This window comes from Nocardia sp. NBC_01730 (assembly GCF_035920445.1).
In the GTDB taxonomy this organism is placed as follows: Bacteria; Actinomycetota; Actinomycetes; order Mycobacteriales; family Mycobacteriaceae; genus Nocardia.
Genome location: NZ_CP109162.1, coordinates 7271738 through 7290429, shown reverse-complemented (window position 1 = coordinate 7290429; position 18692 = coordinate 7271738). Strand labels below are relative to the sequence as shown.

At 68.8% G+C, this 18692-nt stretch carries 19 protein-coding genes; 10 read left to right on the top strand and 9 right to left on the bottom strand.

The genetic code is table 11. The annotated features are described in order from the left end of the window. Positions 1-29: 29 nt before the first annotated feature. Both OHB12_RS30110 and OHB12_RS30105 read right to left on the bottom strand, forming a co-directional pair. A complete protein-coding gene (locus OHB12_RS30110; protein ID WP_327112958.1) occupies positions 30-1025 on the bottom strand; it encodes a hypothetical protein in 996 nt (331 codons plus the stop codon). Positions 1026-1321: 296 nt separating this feature from the next. After that, entirely contained in the window at positions 1322-2725 is a 1404-nt protein-coding gene (locus OHB12_RS30105; RefSeq protein ID WP_327112956.1) for an NAD(P)H-quinone dehydrogenase, read from the bottom strand. A gap of 170 nt (positions 2726-2895) precedes the next feature. Between OHB12_RS30105 and OHB12_RS30100 the strand changes: the two genes are divergently transcribed. Continuing rightward, positions 2896-3372, top strand: coding sequence for a gamma-glutamylcyclotransferase (locus OHB12_RS30100; RefSeq protein WP_327112954.1), 477 nt, complete (start codon positions 2896-2898; stop codon positions 3370-3372). Positions 3373-3443: 71 nt separating this feature from the next. Here the strand turns inward: OHB12_RS30100 and OHB12_RS30095 are convergent, their stop codons facing one another. The 3 genes from OHB12_RS30095 to OHB12_RS30085 form a co-directional block, all read right to left on the bottom strand. Next, a complete protein-coding gene (locus OHB12_RS30095) occupies positions 3444-4604 on the bottom strand; it encodes a M20 family metallopeptidase (RefSeq protein WP_327121611.1) in 1161 nt (386 codons plus the stop codon). A gap of 83 nt (positions 4605-4687) precedes the next feature. Next, on the bottom strand, positions 4688-5935 hold the full coding sequence (locus tag OHB12_RS30090) for a M20 family metallopeptidase (protein WP_327112952.1): 1248 nt from the start codon (positions 5933-5935) through the stop codon (positions 4688-4690). A 257-nt stretch (positions 5936-6192) separates the two neighbouring features. Then, the gene (locus tag OHB12_RS30085) at positions 6193-6897 is read right to left on the bottom strand and encodes an enoyl-CoA hydratase-related protein (protein WP_327112950.1); all 705 of its coding nucleotides are present in this window, start codon (positions 6895-6897) and stop codon (positions 6193-6195) included. 447 nt (positions 6898-7344) lie between these two features. Here OHB12_RS30085 and OHB12_RS30080 point away from each other — a divergent pair, with 447 nt between their 5' ends. Together OHB12_RS30080 and OHB12_RS30075 are read left to right on the top strand one after the other, a co-directional pair. Next, a complete protein-coding gene (locus OHB12_RS30080) occupies positions 7345-8124 on the top strand; it encodes a purine-nucleoside phosphorylase (RefSeq protein ID WP_327121609.1) in 780 nt (259 codons plus the stop codon). Continuing rightward, complete coding sequence (locus tag OHB12_RS30075) at positions 8125-9621, top strand: phospho-sugar mutase (RefSeq protein ID WP_327112948.1); 1497 nt, start codon at positions 8125-8127, stop codon at positions 9619-9621. It begins immediately after the preceding gene. A 31-nt stretch (positions 9622-9652) separates the two neighbouring features. Here the strand turns inward: OHB12_RS30075 and upp are convergent, their stop codons facing one another. After that, positions 9653-10276: a uracil phosphoribosyltransferase gene (gene upp, locus OHB12_RS30070; protein ID WP_327112946.1), complete on the bottom strand. Its 624-nt coding sequence runs from the start codon at positions 10274-10276 to the stop codon at positions 9653-9655. A gap of 145 nt (positions 10277-10421) precedes the next feature. On the opposite strand from upp, the gene OHB12_RS30065 reads away from it, so the two are divergent. The 5 genes from OHB12_RS30065 (at position 10422) to OHB12_RS30045 (ending at position 13945) form a co-directional block, all read left to right on the top strand. Next, the gene (locus OHB12_RS30065) at positions 10422-10742 is read left to right on the top strand and encodes a hypothetical protein (protein WP_327112944.1); all 321 of its coding nucleotides are present in this window, start codon (positions 10422-10424) and stop codon (positions 10740-10742) included. Between the two features lie 4 nt (positions 10743-10746). Next, positions 10747-11847 carry a C40 family peptidase gene (locus tag OHB12_RS30060; RefSeq protein WP_327112942.1) on the top strand — a complete coding sequence of 367 codons (1101 nt, stop codon included), beginning with the start codon at positions 10747-10749 and terminating at the stop codon, positions 11845-11847. 144 nt (positions 11848-11991) lie between these two features. Beyond that, complete coding sequence (locus tag OHB12_RS30055; RefSeq protein ID WP_327112940.1) at positions 11992-12333, top strand: hypothetical protein; 342 nt, start codon at positions 11992-11994, stop codon at positions 12331-12333. Next, positions 12330-12677, top strand: coding sequence for a YbaB/EbfC family nucleoid-associated protein (locus tag OHB12_RS30050; RefSeq protein WP_327112938.1), 348 nt, complete (start codon positions 12330-12332; stop codon positions 12675-12677). Before OHB12_RS30055 ends, OHB12_RS30050 begins: the two co-directional genes overlap by 4 nt. Positions 12678-12703: 26 nt before the next feature. Beyond that, a complete protein-coding gene (locus OHB12_RS30045; RefSeq protein WP_327112936.1) occupies positions 12704-13945 on the top strand; it encodes a primosomal protein in 1242 nt (413 codons plus the stop codon). Between the two features lie 533 nt (positions 13946-14478). Here OHB12_RS30045 and OHB12_RS30040 read toward each other — a convergent pair. The 3 genes from OHB12_RS30040 to OHB12_RS30030 all read right to left on the bottom strand — a co-directional run bounded on the left by OHB12_RS30040 (position 14479) and on the right by OHB12_RS30030 (position 17572). Further along, positions 14479-15576 (bottom strand): adenosine deaminase, encoded by a 1098-nt coding sequence (locus tag OHB12_RS30040; protein ID WP_327112934.1) that lies wholly within the window; start codon positions 15574-15576, stop codon positions 14479-14481. Between the two features lie 141 nt (positions 15577-15717). Further along, the gene (locus tag OHB12_RS30035) at positions 15718-17007 is read right to left on the bottom strand and encodes a thymidine phosphorylase (RefSeq protein ID WP_327112932.1); all 1290 of its coding nucleotides are present in this window, start codon (positions 17005-17007) and stop codon (positions 15718-15720) included. A 163-nt stretch (positions 17008-17170) separates the two neighbouring features. Continuing rightward, positions 17171-17572 (bottom strand): cytidine deaminase, encoded by a 402-nt coding sequence (locus OHB12_RS30030; RefSeq protein ID WP_327112930.1) that lies wholly within the window; start codon positions 17570-17572, stop codon positions 17171-17173. Between the two features lie 277 nt (positions 17573-17849). On the opposite strand from OHB12_RS30030, the gene sdhC reads away from it, so the two are divergent. Together sdhC and OHB12_RS30020 are read left to right on the top strand one after the other, a co-directional pair. Continuing rightward, positions 17850-18248: a succinate dehydrogenase, cytochrome b556 subunit gene (sdhC, locus tag OHB12_RS30025; RefSeq protein ID WP_327112928.1), complete on the top strand. Its 399-nt coding sequence runs from the start codon at positions 17850-17852 to the stop codon at positions 18246-18248. 4 nt (positions 18249-18252) lie between these two features. Further along, positions 18253-18684: a succinate dehydrogenase hydrophobic membrane anchor subunit gene (locus OHB12_RS30020; protein ID WP_327112926.1), complete on the top strand. Its 432-nt coding sequence runs from the start codon at positions 18253-18255 to the stop codon at positions 18682-18684. The last annotated feature ends 8 nt before the right edge of the window (positions 18685-18692 follow it).

Genomic DNA, 18692 nt, shown 5'->3' with positions numbered 1-18692 from the left:
ACCGCCCCACTCGCCGAAATCAGCTCGTGTCAGTACTGGAGTGAACCACCCCACTGGGCGGTGACGCCAGCCACCTCAACGGTCTGCGGAGCAATATCGCCCGACTGAAGCGGAAGCTTAACCTGTGCGGCGGCCTCGAGGGCGGCGGCGCCGCCCGGCTGCTCCCGGATCCAGTCCTCCACGGCGGCCTTGGCCGCGTTCAGCTGAGTGGTATCGAACACCGCGGTGGTGTTGTTGTCGGCCAAGCCCTCGCCACCGGTGTAAGTGGTCAGCTTGACGGTGTTCTTGTCGACGAACTCCACCGAGACGCCGGCCTCGCCCACACCGGTGGGCGTGTTGTAGCCGATGGTACCGACGTAACCCGCCTCGTTGCTGAAGTGGTGGGTGTTGGCCACGTAGCCCGGCAGCAGCGTGCCACCGTCGACGTTCGCGCCGATCTCCGCGTGCGGACCGGTCATCTCCACGACCGGCGCGGGTGGGGCGGCCTCCATACGCGGCGCCTGCCACCGCGGTTGCGCCTGCGTCGAGGTCTCCGGCTGCTGCGCCTCGGCGTTCTCGCCACCCGGGGTGTCCGACTGGGTGCCATCCGGCTGCGCGCCCTGCTCCGGCGCGACCGGGGGCTGCGGCTCGCCCGGCTGCCCAGGAACCGGCAGCGGCGCGACGCGCGGAGGAGTCACACCCGGCTGCGTCGGCCGGGGCAGCCGCGGATCCTTCTGGTCGGGCATGGCATGGTCCGAGTCCGGGGTGGTGACGCCGGGCTGGCTCGGCGTCGGCGTGCTCTCCGGCTTCTCGGGATCCTGCTTCGATTCCGGCTTGTCCGGATCCTGCTTGGTGGTCTCCGGAGTGCTCGGTGTCTCGTTCACTCCCGGCTGCGCGGGAGCGGGCGTCGGCGGAGTGGTCGGCTGATCGTTGGGAGCCGCCCCCGCCGGCGCCGCGAAGAGAGTGGCCACCGCAGCCGCGGTGGCCAGTGGCAACGAGGTGCTCGCCATCGCTCGCTGCGTTCGACTCGGCTTACGATGTTTCACTTTTCGCAATCCTTCCCGGGGTGCGGACCGGATCGGCCGCACTCTGTGGTCCCTGGGTGAGACGCCTGATCGTCGAACTAAGCCGAATCGTTCGCCGTTCCGATTTGGAAAGGACCTATCCCCCCGCACCGAACCTCGCGACCGCCCTCCGATCGCATCTCTGCCGAGGAGTGAACCACATGTGTGCACGATGGGCAACGCGGCGAATAACCAAGGGTGGCAAGAGCACCCGCGCCGAACGCCCGCACCATGTTCACGGGGCCATATGTCCGATAACGGACACGGCACCGCACGCGTCAATCCAGGTCGTCGTGCCGCATCAGCAGGCGCGCTGCCTCGGTCACCGAACCGGTGAGCGACGGGTAGACCGAGAAGGTCTGCGCCAGGTCGTTGACCGTCAGATTGTTCTGCACCGCAAGCGCGATCGGCAGGATCAGCTCCGAGGCGATCGGCGCGACGACGACGCCGCCGATCACCACGCCGGTCGCGGGCCGACAGAAGATCTTGACGAAACCGCGCCGCAGCCCGGACATCTTGGCCCGTGGGTTGGTGTTCAGCGGCAGCATCACTGTGCGTGCGGGAATCTCGCCATTGTCGATGGCGGTTTGGCTGACGCCGACGGTCGCGATCTCCGGGCGGGTGAACACCGCGGAGGCGACGGTCTTCAAGCGGATCGGACTCACGCCTTCGCCGAGCGCGTGGTACATCGCGATGCGGCCCTGCATCGCGGCCACCGAGGCCAGTGGCAGCAGGCCGGTGCAGTCGCCCGCGGCGTAGATGCCCGGCACCGATGTGCGGGACACCCGGTCCACCCGCAGGTAGCCGCCTCGGTCGAGTTCGATGCCCACCCGCTCCAACCCGAGCCCCTTGGTGTTCGGCGTGGAGCCGACGGTCATCAGCGCGTGCGAGCCGGAGACCGTGCGGCCGTCGGACAACTTGACCACGATGCCCTCGGCGGTCCGCTGCACCGCGTCGGCGCGCGCGTGCTTGACCAACTCGACGCCGCGCTCGGCGAGCGCGTCTTCGAGCACAAGCGCCGCGTCGGCGTCCTCGCCGGGCAGCACGCGGTCCCGGCTGGAGACCAGCTTCACCCGCACACCCATTTCGGTGTAGGCGGAGACGAACTCGGCGCCTGTCACGCCGGAACCGACCACAACCAGGGTCTCCGGCAGCTCCTCCAGGTCGAAGAGCTGACGCCAGTTGAGGACGCGCTCGCCGTCCGGCTCGGCACCGGGCAGCACGCGGGGGCTCGCGCCGGTCGCGATCAGCACCACCTCGGCCTCGACGGTCAGCTGCGCGCCGTCGGACAGCTTGGCGAGCACCCGGTGCGCGGCGAGACCGGAGCCGGGATCGATCAACTCGCCGCGCCCGGACAGCAGCGTCACCCCGACGGTCTGCAATTTCGAGCGGATATCGGAGGACTGCGCAAGCGCGAGCGCCTTCACGCGCGCGTTCACCTCGGGCAGTTGCACCCGCGCCTGGTTCGGGTCGAGGGTGATGCCGAGATCGCGGGCGCGGCGCAGGTCGGTGCGCACGCCGGTCGAGGCGATGAACGTCTTGGAGGGGACACAGTCCCACAGCACACACGCGCCACCGATGCCATCGGCATCGATCAGCGTCACCGACGCGCCGTGCTGGGCCGCCACCAGTGCCGCCTCGTAGCCGGCTGGTCCACCACCGATGATCGCGATGCGGGTCATTGATACCTCCGCTCGAGCTTCGCGCCGGGATCTCCGGCACGTAACTAGACGTTATCCGGCAACCGCCTCGCACCCCCGATCGCGTTACCGGTGCGCAACAGTTCCGCGGCGCGCGCCGCGGGTGCGGCAATCAAACGCGGTCTCCGACGGTTATTGGCTACCCTTTGCAGGTGCCGATCTACGCCGCTTATGGGTCCAACATGGACTCAACGCAGATGCTCGAGCGCTGTCCGCACTCCCCCATGTCCGGGACGGGCTGGTTGGAGGGCTGGCGGCTCACCTTCGCAGGTGACGACATCGGTTGGGAAGGGCCTCTCGCGACGGTTGTCGAGGAGCCGGATTCCCGGGTGTTCGTCGTGCTCTACGACGTGTCCCCGGAGGACGAACAGCGGCTGGACCGCTGGGAGGGCTCGGACTTCGGTGTCCACAAGAAGATCCGACTGCGCGTCACCCGCAACGCGGACGGTGGCGGCGAACCCACGCTGGCCTGGCTGTATGTGCTCGACGCCTACGAGGGCGGACTACCGTCGGCCCGCTACATCGGCGTGATCGCCGACGCCGCCGAAAAGGCGGGCGCGCCAGAGGATTACGTCCACGCGTTGCGTACCCGCAACAGCCGCAACGTCGGACCGGGCAACTTCGGCTGACGGCGAGGCCGTCGAAACGCAACAGCGGTGTGGCCGCCCCGGGGGGCGGCCACACCGCTGTGACAAAGAACTCAGCGCGCGTTCAGCACGAGTTCGGTCAGCACCCGGACGCCGACCGCGAGCGCTCGCTCGTCGATGTCGAAGGTCGGCTGGTGCAGATCCAACTGCTCGCCCTGCCCGGACCAGACGCCGAGGCGTGCCATCGCACCCGGCACCTCCTCCAGGTACCAGGAGAAGTCCTCGCCGCCGCCCGACTGCATGGTGTCGGCCAGCGCGTCGGGACCGAGCTCGCGGATCGCGTCCTCGAACATCCTGGTGGAGTGCTCGTCGTTGACCACCGGCGGCACGCCACGCCGATAGTTCAGCTGGTAGCGCACACCCGTCGGGGCGAGCAGGCCGTCGACGATCTCGCGCACCATCGGCTCCAGCAGCGACCAGGTCGCGTGGTCGCCGGTGCGGACGGTCCCGGTGAGCATGCCCGTCTGCGGAATCGCGTTCGGCGCTTTGCCCGCGCTGACCGCGCCCCACACCATCACCGTGCTGGTACGCGGGTCGATCCGGCGGCTGAGCAGACCAGGCAGGCCGGTGATCACCGTGCCGATCGCGTAGACCAAGTCGCTGGTCAGATGCGGGCGCGAGGTGTGGCCGCCGGGCGAGTCCAGCACCAGCTCGACGGTGTCGGCGGCCGAGGTGATCGCGCCGACGCGGATGCCGACCCGGCCCACCTCGAGGCGTGGGTCGCAGTGCAGCGCGAAGATCCGCTCCACGCCCGCCATCGCGCCGGTGGCCACGACGTCGATCGCACCGCCTGGCATGACCTCCTCGGCGGGCTGGAAGATCAGCCGCACACCGACCGGCAGCTCGACCTCGGCCAGCGCCAGTGCGGTGCCGAGCAGGATTGTGGTGTGCGCGTCATGGCCGCACGCGTGCGAGACGCCCGGGACGGTGGAGGCGAAGGCGAGTCCGGTGAACTCCTGCAGCGGGAGCGCGTCGATGTCGGCGCGCAGGCCTATGCGCGGTCCCTCCGGCCCGATGTCACAGATGAGTCCGGTGCCACCGGGAAGTACCCGCGGTGCGAGGCCGGCCTTGGTCAGCCAGGTCGAGACGAACTCGGTGGTGGCGAACTCGGTGCGGGAAAGCTCCGGGTTGGCGTGGATGTGCCTGCGCCATTGGACTAGATCGACCGTGTGCTCGGCCAACCACGACTCGACCGCTTCCTGCCCGGTTCCCACAGTGTCCGACGATGTCGGGCTCCCGGAACCCTCCGTGGCTACGCACGGGCCCGTCGCCCGCGCCGCCGAACGGCCGGTAGTGCTCACCGAATGTCCTCCTGTCGTTGAACGAGTCGTTGCAACAACCTGTCCCTATGTATGTCATCGCGGGCGACGGCGATCGCGGTACGCGCGAGCGCGAGCGCGCCATCGAGAACCGCCTGATCCGCCGAGGCATTGATGCTCGCCGCGGCGAAGCCCGGCTGATGTGTCACCGCACCACCGGCATCGATGCCGATAACCGGATGTATGCCCGGAATGATGTTGGTGACGTTTCCCATGTCCGTGCTGCCCAGCGGCCGCTGCGCCTCGAGTTCCGGGGCGATCGGCACACGCCCCAATCCGGTGATCTGCTCACGATAGGCGAACAGTAACTCCGGATCCGGGGTGAGCTCGGTGTACGTCGGCGCGAGCGTCCGGATCTCGTGGGTGCAGCCGGTCGCGAGGGCGCCCGCCTCGAAACAAGCCGACGCTCGTCGCATCAGATTGTCGAGGGATGCGGAGTCGACTGCGCGTAGGTAATACAGCAGTTCCGCACGTCCGGGCACGATGTTGGGAGCTACGCCACCGTCGCCGACTATACCGTGCAGTTGCTGGCCGGGCAGGAGATGTTGCCGCAGCAATCCAAGAGCAACCTGCGCGACGGTGGCCGCGTCACCCGCGTTGCGGCCCAGCTCCGGAGCCGCGCTGGCGTGCGCCTCGCGCCCGTGGAAAACCACCGACACGTCGGCAAGGGCCAGCGAGCGGGCACCGACGATGTCGAGCGGGCCAGGGTGCACCATCATCGCCATCGCGACATCGTCGAACACCCCGCGCTCCAGCATCAGCACCTTGCCGCCGCCGCTCTCCTCGGCGGGCGTGCCGAACACCAGCACGGTGAGGCCGAGCGCGTCCGCGACCTCGGCGAGGCCGAGCGCGGCGCCGACCGCGGCTGCGGCGATGACGTTGTGGCCGCAGGCATGCCCGATCTCGGGGAGCGCGTCGTACTCCGCGCAGATACCGACCGTCAGAGGGCCGCTGCCGTAGCGAGCGCGGAACGCGGTAGGCAGTTCCGCGACGCCGGTCTCGATCTCGAAGCCGCGTTCGGCCAGCGGAGCGATGGTCTTGGCGACACTGCGAGTCTCCTCGAACGCCAGCTCCGGTTCGGCGTGGATCGCGTGCGAGAGCGCGATCAGCTCGGCGGACGCCGCTTCGACAGCGGCATCGGAGCGGCCCGCCGCGTCGTCGATATCGATGCGCACAGCGTGATCGTCGCGGTGCGATTCACGGTGTCCACTGCGCAGTGGTGGCATGAAACACAGTATCCAATGTGCAGTATCTAATGTGCAGCGCCTGCGGCGCTGCGTGTTCGCGGCCCCCTCATGGCTCGCGTCCGAGCGACCGCCGCTGGCGGCTTCGTCGCGGACGCGTCGGCCGCTCGGACGCGAGCCGGGCCGCGAACGGGCAATGCCCGGTCTGGCTACGCTCGAAAACGGGAGTAGGCCTATGCGGTTGCGTCGGGTGGCGAATGCGGCATTGTTCGCCGACATGGACAACGGCGAACGCCGGGTCAGCCAGCCGTGAAGGCGACGTTCTCCCGAGCGGTCGGTACCGCGAGGCCGGCGAGCGCGTTCGCATGCAGCGCGCGCTTGATCGCCGGCAGATTCGGCTTGCGATTGCCGGCGAGTGCCCCGGCCCGCTCGATCGCGGCAGAAAGCAACGAAGGCGCATCCGCCTTGCCGTCCACGATGCCTGCGGCGATCGCCTCGTCGGCCGGGTAACGGTGCCCGGTGGTCATCGCCCGGACGCAGACCTGGTTGGTCAGCCGCTCGGTGAGCAGGGCGTTCATCCCGACGGTGAACGGCATGCCCAGGTGCACCTCGGGCAGGCACCAGAAGCCGCGGTCAGCGCGCATCACCCGGAAGTCGTGCGAGGTGGCCAGCATGGCGCCCGCGCCGAAGGCGTGGCCGTTGATCGCGGCAACGGTCGCCATCGGAAAGGCCAGCAGGCGGGTGTAGAGCGAGTGCACACGGTCCAGGTAGCCGTGCATCTTGTCCAGGTTGCCGAACAGCCAATCGGTGTCCAGGCCGTTGCTGTAGAACTTTCCGCTGGCGGTGGTTACCAGCGCCGCGGGTCCCTCAGAGTTCTCGACCCGGTCCAGCAGCCCGTGGAATTCATCGATCCAGTTCGGGTGGAAGCGGTTCTCGCTATCGGTCTGTCCCTCGTTGCCGAGGTAGACGACGAACACTTCCCCTTCACGTTCCAGATGCGGCATGTGTGCAGCGTAGCTGTGTTTGTTTGCCGCGCGGGCGCGGCGTGTTCGCGGCCCCCTCATGGCTCGCGTCCGAGCGACCACTGCTGGCGACTTCGTCGCGGACGCAGCGATCACTCGGACGCGAGCCGGGCCGCGAACGGGCAATGCTCGGTCTCGCTGCGCTCGGAAGCGGGGAGTGCGCCGAGTAGTTGCGTGCGGCGGCAACTGCGGCATCGGGGTGCGACGTGATTTGCGTGGCTCGCCTTGGTGTGGCTGTCGCTGCGACTGCGTTGCCTACGCGGCGGTCGCCTGACCGACAACTACCACAGAGGCAAACATTCAGACCTGCGGCTCCCGCCTCTCACCGCCACATCGGCCCGACTCCCAGTTCCGAGCGCAGCGAGACCGAGCGTTGCCCGTTCGCGGCGCCGCAGGCGCTGCAAGACAAACACCACTATCGTGACGATCATGCTTGCCGAACAGGCCGCCGAGGCGATCGCCGAACGTACGGGAGTGCCGCGCCACCGGGTCGCGGTGGTGCTGGGATCAGGCTGGCAGGACGCTGCCGCGGAGATCGGGTCGCCACGCGCGTCCGTGCCGATGCCGGAGCTACCGGGGTTCGGAACGCCGAGCGCGCAGGGCCATGTCGGCGTAATCCACTCCGTCGAGGTGGACGACACCGCCGTGCTGGTGCTGATGGGTCGCCAGCATCTCTACGAGGGTTACCGACCCGCCGACGTAGTGCACCCGGTGACCGCTGCCGTCGCCGCGGGCGCGGAGATCGTCGTGCTGACCAACGCCGCGGGCGGCATCCGTCCCGGCCTCCAGGTCGGCGACCCGGTCCTGATCAGCGATCACCTCAACCTGACCGGCCGCACGCCGCTGACCGGCGCGACCTTCGTCGACTTGGTCGACGCGTGGGATCCCGAATTACGCGCTCTGGCAAGGGAACTCGACCCGGGCCTGACGGAGGGCGTGTACGCGGGTCTGACCGGCCCGCAGTACGAGACCCCTGCCGAGATCCGGATGCTGCGCACGATCGGCGCGGATCTGGTCGGGATGTCCACGGTGCTGGAGGCGATCGCTTGCCGCGCACTCAGCGCGAAGGTGCTCGGCATCTCGCTGGTCACCAACCTGGCCGCGGGCGTCACGGGTGCGCACCTGTCGCACGCCGAGGTACTTGCCGAGGGCCACGCCGCAGCGCCGCGGCTCGGCAAATTGCTGCGCGGCGTGCTGGAACGGGTGTAGATGCTGCGCTTCGGCACGGCAGGCCTGCGCGGGCCGCTGCAGGACGGCCCGGACGGCATGAACGTCACGACGGTGACCAGAGCGACCGCTGGAATCGTCGACTGGCTGCGCGGCCGTTGCCTCGGCGGCGGCGCGGTGGTCGTCGGCCGCGATGCCAGGCACGGGTCCGCCGACTTCGCTACGGCGACCGCGGAAATCTTTGCCGCGGCGGGCTTTCCGGTGACGCTGCTGCCACGTCCGCTGCCCACGCCGGTGGTCGCGTACGCGGTGCGCGAGCTGGGTGCCGTCGCAGGCGTGCAGATCACCGCGTCGCACAACCCGGCCGCCGACAACGGCTACAAGGTGTACCTCGACGGTGGCGCGCAGCTGATCGCACCGGCAGACACCGAAATCGAGCGCTGCATCGAGGCGGTCACCGAGCCGGTCGCCCGCACGCCGGTCGCCGCAGCGGACGACGATGTGGTGCGGCACTATCTGCGCCGGGTGACCGAACTGCCCGTGCTGATCGGCGGTGCCCGCGAGCGCGCGGGGATCAGGATCGCGCTCACTCCGCTGCACGGCGTCGGCGGTGATCTCGCCGTGCAAGCGCTCACCGCGGCGGGATTCACCGATATCCACGTGGTCGACCAGCAGTTCGAGCCCGACCCCGACTTCCCCACCGTCGCCTTCCCGAACCCGGAGGAGCCCGGCGCCACTGATCTGTTGCTCACGCTGGCCGCCCGGGTCGGCGCCGACCTGGCGATCGCGCTCGACCCGGACGCCGACCGGTGCGCCGTAGGCATCCCGCTGCCCGACCACACCTGGCGGATGCTGCGCGGCGACGAAACAGGCGTGCTGCTAGGCGACTGCGCGCTACGCACGGCACGTCCCGGCGCGCTGGTGGCTACGACAATCGTGTCGTCCCGGCTGCTGTCCAAGCTGGCTCCCGCCCGCGGCGGACGTTATGCGGAGACCCTCACCGGCTTCAAATGGCTGGCCCGCGCGGGCGACGGCCTGGTGTATGCGTACGAAGAGGCGATCGGGCACTGTGTCGACCCTGCGACCGTCCGAGACAAGGACGGCATCTCCGCCTCCGTGCTGACCGCCGATCTGGTGGCCCGGCTGAAGGCCGCGGGGCGCACTCTCGGCGACGAACTCGATGACTACGCGGTCGAATTCGGCCTGCACGCCGGCGACCAACTGTCGCTGCGGCTGGCATCGGCCGAGGACGCCGCCGCGGTAGTCGCACGGCTGCGGGCGAATCCGCCGCACGAAATCGGGGGTGAGCCGGTGAAATACACCGACCAGCTCCAGGTGCGCGGCCGGATGCGGACCGACGCACTGATCTTCGAGGGCGCCTCGTCTCGCCTGGTGGTCCGTCCCTCCGGCACCGAGCCGAAGCTCAAGTGCTACCTGGAAGTGGTCGAGCCGATCGCCACGCGCGCCGACCTTGACGCCGCGCGCGCCGATGCGCACCTGCGGCTTTCGGCGCTGCGCGACTTCTGCCGGACACTCTGACCCGTTGACGCAGGCCCGCCGCGCGGACGGGTCAGCGCGGGCCGAACTGCCGGTCGCCCGCGTCACCGAGGCCGGGGACGATATAGGCGTTCTCGTTCAGTGCCGCGTCGACGGCAGCCGTGAAGAGCCGCACCGGAAGACCCGAATCCGCCAGCGCCGCAATGCCTTCCGGGGCCGCGACGACGCATACCGCAGTGATGTCGGTGGCGCCGCGCGCCGTGAGCAGATCCAGCGTGTGGCGCATCGAGCCGCCGGTGGCAAGCATCGGGTCGAGCACGAAGACCGGCAGCCCGGCGAGGTCGGCGGGCAGCGACTGCATGTAGGGGACCGGCTGGTGGGTCGCTTCGTCGCGGGCGATGCCGACGAACCCGACCCTGGCGTCCGGGATCAGCTCGGCGGCCGCGTCGACCATGCCGAGCCCGGCACGCAATACCGGAACCAGCAGCGGCGGCTCAGCCAGCCGGATGCCCTCGGTGGCGGCGACCGGCGTGACGATCTCGAACCGCTCGACCGGCGCCTCGCGCAGCGCCTCGTAGATCAGGATTCCGGTGAGATCGCGCAGCGCGGCACGGAAAGCCGCATTCGCCGTTCGCTTGTCCCGCATCGTCGTGAGCAGTGCGGTGACGAGTGGATGGTCCACGGTGTGGGTGCGCATGAGGGAACGATAAGGTCGGTCGCGGGTGCGCCGCCGAACTCCGCCCGACTTTTTTGCGAACCGGCGGAACCGAACGGGAAGAGCGCGCGTCGAACCAAGTGGATGACGTACTCTGCCTGGGAACAACAGATGGGGGGAAGCTCTGATGCGAAAGATGTCGGCGGACACTGAGGGCATCGCGGCCTATGGTGTCACCGCCCAGGTCATGGCCGGTGAGATGGCGGCGGCGGGGGTGAGCGCGGCGGCGGCCGAGCCGGTGTTACTCGGTCCGATCATGGGCCTCATCGGCGGCGATTTCATGGCCGCCTACACCGCGGCGCACGCCGGGCACATCGCCTCGATCGGCCAGCTCTCGGCGGTACTCGCCAGCATGGGTGGCGCGGCCGCCGGTGCGGCGACCGTGCTCACCGAGACCGATACATCCCACGCGAGCGCGCTGCGGAACGCGGCGACCGAACTGGAGTGAGCCTGTGATCGACGTCAACGCGCTGGCCAAGCCGCTCTTCGACCTGCTCACCAGCTTCGGCACCGGCGTGCTGCCCACCGGCGGCCCGGCCGACGCGCTGCGCGACACCTCGACTGTGGTCGACCAGATCCACCAGATGGGTCGCGACAGCATCAACGGCATGAACGCCGCATGGGACGGCCGCGCCGCCGACGCCGCCACCGCCAAAGCACTACGGGTGCAGACCTCCGCTGCCACCATCTCCGATCGTGGCAATGACATGGCAACCGTGGTGAACCAGGCCGCGGCCGAGGTCGAGACGGGCCAGAAGGAACTCACCGGCATCGCCCAGTCGTTCGTGAACACCGCGGCGAGCATGGGCCCCGCACTGGCGACGCCCGAGGGGCTGACGGTGCTCGTCGGCTCGGCGATCGACCACCTCGGCCAGGCACTCAACGTGGTCGGCCGGGTGCAGAACGAGCTGCACACGCATACCGCGTCGATGAACGACCTCACCCCGCCGCCGCCGACCCCGCCGCCCGCCGGTCTGCCCGTCTCCGCCCCCGCCGTGCAGCAGCTGGCGTCCGGCGTGTTCACCGGCGCGGGCCAGGTGATGAGCACCGCGATGAGTTCACCGCGCCCCTCGCTGCAGTCCCAACGAAGTCCTGGCACCACTCCGGGTGCGCCACGGCCCGACACCGGCTCGTCGGGAAGGCCCGCCGACGGCAAGGGCGTGAAGATCACGCTGCCCGACGGCAGCATCGTGGAGGCGCCGAACGAGCAGGCCGCGACGGCGGTCCGCTCGGCGATCGGCGCCGTCGGTACCCCCTATGTCTGGGGTGGCAACAGCCCCGGCGCAGGGCTGGACTGCAGCGGGCTCACCAAGTACGCCTACGGCGAGGCGGGTGTCGACCTGCCCCGGCTCGCAGCCGATCAAGGCAACGGGGCCACACCGGTATCCGCCGGTGACCTGATGCCCGGCGACCTCGCGATCTGGGACGGCCATGTGGCCATGGTGGTCGGCAACGGGCAATTCGTCGAGGCGGGTGACCCGGTCCAGATCAGCTCGATTCGAACGGAGAATTCAGGCATGGACTTCCACGGCTTCTACAGGCCGACGGCATGACCGGTCAGGCCCGAAGGCGGCAGCGAAGCGTGACCACGCAGGGCCCCGGTCATGCCAGAAAGGACACGGCATGACCGGTCAGGCCCGAAGGCGGCAGCGAAGCGTGACCACGCAGGGCCCCGGTCATGCCAGAAAGGACACAGCATGACCCGACCGCAGGTCCCCAACGTCACGGTGGCGAGCAGCAGCAACCGGTCGGGCACCATTTCGGTGCGGGCGACCGATCAGGGCATGCCGGTGGAGGTCAAGTTCGAGCGGAGCGAATACCGCTACGGTGCGCAGTCTCTCGCCAACGAGATCCTGCGGCTAACCCAGCGCTCGACTATCGCGGCGCGAGCGCGGCGACGCGAACTGCTCGCGGAGACGGGCATGCCCGCGGACATTCTCGATCGGCTCGGCCTGCCCACTCGTCAGCAGGCGGTGGACGAGCTGGACCGCATCGACGACGCGGACACGGGACCGACGAGTTGGATGAGGCCGGTATGAGTGCGGAAATGGACGCCCTGGTCGCGTCGGCGACCCAGAAGCTGGAAGCACTGGAGGCGGCGCTGTTCGGCCTGAAGCAGGTTCGCGGACGGTTTACCAGCGAGGACGGCTCGGTCGGCGTCGAGGTGAACAGCGACGGTGCGCTGGTCGGTCTGAGCCTGGCGGAGTCGGTCACATCGTTGCCGCCCGCCGAGGTCGGACAGCTGATCGTCTGGGCGTGCAGGCGGGCCGCCGAGGATGCCGGCGCGCAGCGCTCGAAGGTCGTTGCGACACTGAACGAGTCGTTCGTTCCGGCCGGGCAGGGGCCCGGAGGAACAAATCGGGGCGGGCCGGATAGTGCCTGACGCGGAAGGTCGATAGGCTTCCGCTCATGGCTTCTGGAGACATCGTCCCGATCGAGCTCGGCCTGACCGATGGCGATCTCGTCACCCTGTGGGCACCGCGCTGGCGAGATGGTGACGACGAGTGGGAGGCATTCCTCGGGCACGAGGACTCCCTCTACGGTTTCGACTCCGTTGCGGAGCTGGCCGCGTTCATCCGCACCAACTCCGACAACGATCTCGTCGACCATCCGGCGTGGAAGGTCGTCGCCGGCCTCTCGGCGGTCGAACTGGAGCCGGAGGAGAACTTCACCTTCGATCTGGTCGCGGTGCCGGAACTGGCCGCGGGCACCCCCGACGTGGACACGGTCGCCGAGTTGGAGGACACCCTCGGCATGGTGCGCAACATCGGCGAGGTCTGCGAGCTGGAGACGGTCACCAAGTTCTTCGGTTCGCACCCGGTGCTCGGTGCCCTGCCCGGCGGGGTCAGCGCATTCGTCGGGCGCGATGGCGAGGAGCTGTGGGACCAGATCGGCGCCGCCATCGCCAAGGGCTGGGACGACGTCCTGGACGCCATCGACTCCGTGGTCCAGACCCCGGAGGTGGACGCGGAGGCGGTCGCTGTCGCGGAGGCCGAGCTGCTCGCCGCCGAGGAGAACGTGGTCGACGCCGATGACGCGTCCGACAGCGAGGAGGACGAGGAGTTCGAGTCCGTCGACCTCGACGAGGAAGACGACGAGGACGAGTCGTTCTGGAACGAGGTCGGCATCGACCCGGTCAAGATCGTCACCTCCGAGGGCAGCTTCTTCACGCTGCGCTGTTACCTCGATGACGAACCGATCTTCCTCGGCGCCAAGGGCTCGATCACGGTCTTCTCCTCCGAGCGCGCGCTGGCCCGCTATCTCGCCGACGACCACGAGCACGACCTGGCCCGGGTGAGCACGTTCGCCGATGTGCAGACCGCAGCGGTCGACGGCTCCCTCGAGGTCGAGGTCACCGACGAGAACGTCTACGTGCTGCCCGGCCTGGCCGACGACTTGGCCGAGGGCCCGGAGGCGGTCGACATCGAACAGCTCGACCTGGCGGTCGAACTGTTCACCGACGCCGCCGACTACGCCGACGACGACACCATCGAGCAGGCGCTGGCGCAGTCCACTCCACTCGGCTGGTACGTCTCCTACCTGCTGAACCCGGACCCGACCCGAATGGCACCCAACCCGCCGTTCACCGCCGAGGCGCAGTCCTGGCGCGAGCTGGAACGCAATCTCGAGTCCCGGCTCGACCGGCAGTAGGCGGCTGCCTCACCTCCACTCGACTTTGACGCGAGCTGCGGGCGGACACAGTCCGACTGTGTTCGACAAAGGACTACCCCTGCCTCCGCTGAGCCCGGCGCGAGCCGAGGGCGGACACAGTCCGGCAGTGTTCGACAGACGACTACCCCTGCCTTCACGCGGCTCGGCGCGAGCCGCACGGGCGGACACGATCCGGCAGTGTCCAACAGACGACTACCCCGGCCTCCGCTGAGCCCCGAGCGAGCCGCGGGCGGACACAGTCCGGCAGTGTCCGCATGCGGCTGGCTCGCCTTGGCTCGGCTGGCGCAGGCTACGAGCAGACTTGGTGCACCCAACACCGCAGTTGCCTCCTCACGCAACTACTCGGCGCAACCCCCACTTCCGAGCGCAGCGAGACCGAGCATTCCCCGTTCGCGGCCCGGCTCGCGTCCGAGCGGCCGACGCGTCCGCGACGAAGTCGCCAGCGTCGGCCGCTCGGACGCGAGCCTAAAGGGGGCCGCGAACACGCCGCGCCCGCGCGGCCAAAAACACAGCTACCCGATCAGCACGGCGTATCCGGGCTTGATGATGTCGTCGATGATGCGCAGCCGCTCGGGGAATGGGATGAATGCCGACTTCATGGCATTGATGGTGAACCGCTCCAGATCACTCCAGCCGTATCCGAATGTCTCGACCAACTTGTGCATCTCCTGGCTCATGCTGGTGTCGCTCATCAGCCGGTTGTCGGTGTTCACCGTGACACGGAAGCGCAGCCGGGCAAGCAGGTCGAACGGATGCTTGTCCAACGAGGGCACGGCGCCGGTCTGCACGTTCGACGACGGGCACAGCTCCAGCGGAATGCGCATGTCCCGCACGTAGTTCGCCACCAGTCCGAGCCGCGCGTCCTCGACCGCGCCTGGCGCGCTGATGTCGTCGGTGATCCGCACGCCGTGTCCGAGCCGGTCGCACCCGCAGAACGCGAGCGCCTCGTGGATGGACGGCAGGCCGAACGCCTCGCCCGCGTGGATGGTGAAGTGCGCGCTGTTGGCGCGCATGTACTCGAACGCGTCGAGGTGCCTGCTGGGCGGGAAGCCCGCCTCCGCACCCGCGATGTCGAAGCCACCGACGCCGCGGTCACGGAATCGCACCGCCAGCTCCGCGATCTCCCGTGAGCGTGCCGCATGCCGCATGGCGGTGAGCAGACAGGTCACCACGATCGTGTGGCCCTGTTCCGCGGCGGCCGCCTCGCCCTCGCGGAAACCGGCGAGGGTGTGGTCGACCACTTCGTCCAGCGTCAGCCCGCGCTCCAGGTGTTGCTCGGGAGCGAAGCGGACCTCGGCGTACACCACGCCGTCGGCGGCGAGGTCCTCGGCGCATTCGCGGGCGACCCGGCGCAGACCCTCCGGGGTCTGCATCACAGCGACGGTGTGCGCGAACGTCTCCAGGTACCGCTCCAGCGATCCGCTGTCGGCCGCGTCACGGAACCAGGCGCCGAGCGCGGTCGCTTCGGTCGCGGGTAGCTCGTCGTAGCCGCAGGTCGCGGCAAGCTCGAGCACCGTAGCGGGCCGCAGACCACCATCGAGGTGATCGTGCAGCAGCGCTTTGGGCGCTTGGCGGATCGAGGCGAGAGTCAGAGGCATCGGTCCAGTCATGTATCGACGGTAGCCGCACCACGCCGAAACGGCAGCAGAGTCCTACGTGGCGACCATCTCGCTGCCGATCCGGCTCGGCCCGGTTCGCGATGGGACACCGAACCGACCGGCACCGCCCCGGCGCGCCACGCCCGGCGCGGATCAGGCTCCGACGCGTTCGAGGATCAGCGGGGCGGGCAAGGGCGGGGCGGCGGCCTCGACGGTGACGGCATCGCGCAGGACGGCCGAGGCGCCCGCGAATGCCTCCGGGGTATCCGTGTGCATGGTGAGCAACGGCTGTCCCGCCGTCACGGAATCGCCCGGCTTGGCGTGCATTTCGACGCCCGCGCCGAACTGGACCGGGTCGCCCTGTCGCGCGCGGCCCGCGCCGAGTCGCCAGGCGGCGAGGCCGACGCCCAGTGCGTCGAGCCGGGTCAGCACACCGTCGCGCTCGGCCCGGACGGCTTCGGTGTGCTTCGCGATGGGCAGCGGCGCGTCCGGGTCGCCGCCCTGGGCGCGGACCATCGCGCGCCAGTGGTCCATCGCCCGGCCGTCGGCGAGTACATCGGCGGGATCGATCTCCAGTCCGGCCAGCGCCACCATCTCGCGCGCCAGGGTGAGCGTCAGCTCGATGACGTCGGCGGCTCCGCCGCCCGCGAGGACCTCCACCGATTCCGCCACTTCCAGTGCGTTACCCGCGGCGCGGCCGAGCGGGGTGTCCATAGCGGTGAGTAGCGCGACTGTCCGCACGCCCGCGTCGGTGCCCAGTTCCACCATGGCCGTGGCCAGTTCGCGCGCGCCGTCGAGGGTCTTCAGGAAGGCTCCGGAGCCGACCTTGACGTCGAGTACCAGCGCCGCGGTGCCCTCGGCGATCTTCTTGCTCATGATCGAGCTGGCGATCAGCGGGATCGATTCAACCGTGCCGGTGACGTCGCGCAGGGCATAGAGCCGCTTGTCCGCCGGTGCGAGATCCGCGCCTGCCGCACAGACCACCGCGCCGATGCCGGGGTCCGCCAGGATGTCGCGCATCCGCGGCACCGCCACGTCCGCCCGCCAACCGGGAATCGCCTCCAGCTTGTCCAGCGTCCCTCCGGTGTGCCCGAGCCCGCGCCCCGACAGCTGCGGCACCGCGGCGCCACACGCGGCGACCAGCGGTGCCAGCGGAAGCGTGATCTTGTCGCCGACCCCGCCTGTCGAGTGTTTGTCCACCGTCGGGCGCGGTAGGTCGGTGAAGTCCATGCGCTGCCCCGAGGCGATCATCGCGGCCGTCCACTCGGCTGTCTCGCGCCGCGTCATACCCCGCCATACGATCGCCATGGCCAGCGCCGACATCTGCTCGTCGGCGACCTCGCCGCGGGTGAACCTGTCGATCACCCAGTCGATCTGCGCGTCGGACAGTTCCCCTCCGTCGCGCTTGGTTGTGATGATCGAAACCGCGTCCAGTGCCGTCACATTCGTCAGTCTGGCACGAGGCTGCGCAAACGCTGGTTCTTGTCGGCGGCTTCCGATAGTTTCGCCGCGTCATTCGTCCGAGGTCGCGCAGGCCCGGACCTGACCATGCCCACCGATGACGACGTCGACGCGGCGCTCGTAGGCGATTGCCGAGGGTCTCGGCTCACACCTGCCCGGCGTCCAGGTCGTCGGGGCCGAAGGCGTCCGGAAGAAGTGCGCGCAGCGGCACCGCTCCGGCCTGGTGATCGACCAGAACCTCGGCGCCACCGTGCTCATAGAGCAATTGACGGCACCGACCACAGGGCATGAGGATTTCCCCACGGGAATCGGTCACGGAGACCGCCAGAAGACGCCCTCCACCACCCGCAATCAAGTTACCGATCAGTACACATTCGGCACACAGGCCCAATCCATATGAGACATTCTCCACATTGCAACCGCTCACAATTCGGCCATCACTACAGAGAGCGGCGGCGCCGACCGGAAACCGCGAGTACGGCGCATAGGCGCGACGCATAATTCGAATAGCGTTGTCACGCAATACATTCCACTCGATTTGCGACATCGGGAACCCCTCTCGGGCTGAGCCGAACATGGCCGCGCGAGGGCCACGGCAGAACCCTGCACACATCAAGAAAGGTAAACCTAACCCGGCTGATTGTCGCGCAACGCACGGCACTCCGAATTAGTTCCGGCATTGCGAGAGGATTAGAGTCCACAACAGATCGGTTCAGGTTCCCTTCGGCGGGTCGGAGTGCAGCCACCTGGGCATTCGCCCCCAACGCGGCCTGCGTCGGACCTGCAACCGGGTCCATCAACGACGTTGGAGGCGACCGCACGCTATGACCACGATTGAAGCTCCGGCCCAGCCGAAGCGGAAGACGCTGTACCGAGGCGACCCAGGAATGTGGTCGTGGGCACTGCACCGGATCACCGGCGTCGCCATCTTCTTCTTCCTCTTCGTCCATGTCCTGGACACCGCGCTCGTGCGGGTCAGCCCCGACACCTACAACGAGGCGATCGAGATCTACAAGAACCCCATCGTCGCGCTGATGGAGATGGGCCTTGTCGTCGTCGTGCTGTTCCACGCGCTCAACGGCGTCCGCGTGATCCTGGTGGACTTCTGGTCCAAGGGCCCGAAATACCAGCGCCTGATGCTCTGGATCATCCTCGCGATCTGGTTCCTGCTGGCGGTTCCCGCGATCGGGCGCCAGTTCTTCTACCTGTTCACGGAGCACTGACACAATGACCGCACCTGTCATCGGGAAGTCGTACGACCGTCCGGCCAGTCTGGATCTGCCCCGCTCGCCGCGCGCCCGCTCGAGCAACAACTTCGAGAAGTACGCGTGGCTGTTCATGCGCTTCTCCGGTCTGCTGCTTATCGTGCTCGTGCTCGGCCACATGTCGATCATGCTGCTGCTCGACGGCGGCGTGAAGCGCCTCAACTTCGCCTTCGTGGCCGGTCGCTGGTCCAGCCCGTTCTGGCAGTTCTGGGACCTGACCATGCTGTGGCTCGCCCAACTGCACGGCGGCAACGGGCTGCGCACCGTGATCGCGGACTACTCCCGCAAGGACTCGACCCGGTTCTGGCTGAACACGCTGCTGGCCATCTCGATGATCCTGATCATGGGCGTGGGCACCTACGTCATCTTCACCTTCGACCCCAACATCAGTTAGGAACAGGC

Coding starts and splice junctions, on each gene's coding strand:
- OHB12_RS30085 (WP_327112950.1), bottom strand. CDS start 6,897: ATGCCGCATCTGGAACGTGAAGGGGAAGTGTTCGTCGTCTACCTCGGC.
- OHB12_RS30075 (WP_327112948.1), top strand. CDS start 8,125: ATGCTGCGCTTCGGCACGGCAGGCCTGCGCGGGCCGCTGCAGGACGGC.
- OHB12_RS30030 (WP_327112930.1), bottom strand. CDS start 17,572: ATGTCGCAAATCGAGTGGAATGTATTGCGTGACAACGCTATTCGAATT.
- OHB12_RS30055 (WP_327112940.1), top strand. CDS start 11,992: ATGACCCGACCGCAGGTCCCCAACGTCACGGTGGCGAGCAGCAGCAAC.
- OHB12_RS30045 (WP_327112936.1), top strand. CDS start 12,704: ATGGCTTCTGGAGACATCGTCCCGATCGAGCTCGGCCTGACCGATGGC.
- OHB12_RS30080 (WP_327121609.1), top strand. CDS start 7,345: ATGCTTGCCGAACAGGCCGCCGAGGCGATCGCCGAACGTACGGGAGTG.
- OHB12_RS30090 (WP_327112952.1), bottom strand. CDS start 5,935: ATGCCACCACTGCGCAGTGGACACCGTGAATCGCACCGCGACGATCAC.
- upp (WP_327112946.1), bottom strand. CDS start 10,276: ATGCGCACCCACACCGTGGACCATCCACTCGTCACCGCACTGCTCACG.
- OHB12_RS30065 (WP_327112944.1), top strand. CDS start 10,422: ATGCGAAAGATGTCGGCGGACACTGAGGGCATCGCGGCCTATGGTGTC.
- OHB12_RS30050 (WP_327112938.1), top strand. CDS start 12,330: ATGAGTGCGGAAATGGACGCCCTGGTCGCGTCGGCGACCCAGAAGCTG.
- OHB12_RS30105 (WP_327112956.1), bottom strand. CDS start 2,725: ATGACCCGCATCGCGATCATCGGTGGTGGACCAGCCGGCTACGAGGCG.
- sdhC (WP_327112928.1), top strand. CDS start 17,850: ATGACCACGATTGAAGCTCCGGCCCAGCCGAAGCGGAAGACGCTGTAC.
- OHB12_RS30020 (WP_327112926.1), top strand. CDS start 18,253: ATGACCGCACCTGTCATCGGGAAGTCGTACGACCGTCCGGCCAGTCTG.
- OHB12_RS30040 (WP_327112934.1), bottom strand. CDS start 15,576: ATGACTGGACCGATGCCTCTGACTCTCGCCTCGATCCGCCAAGCGCCC.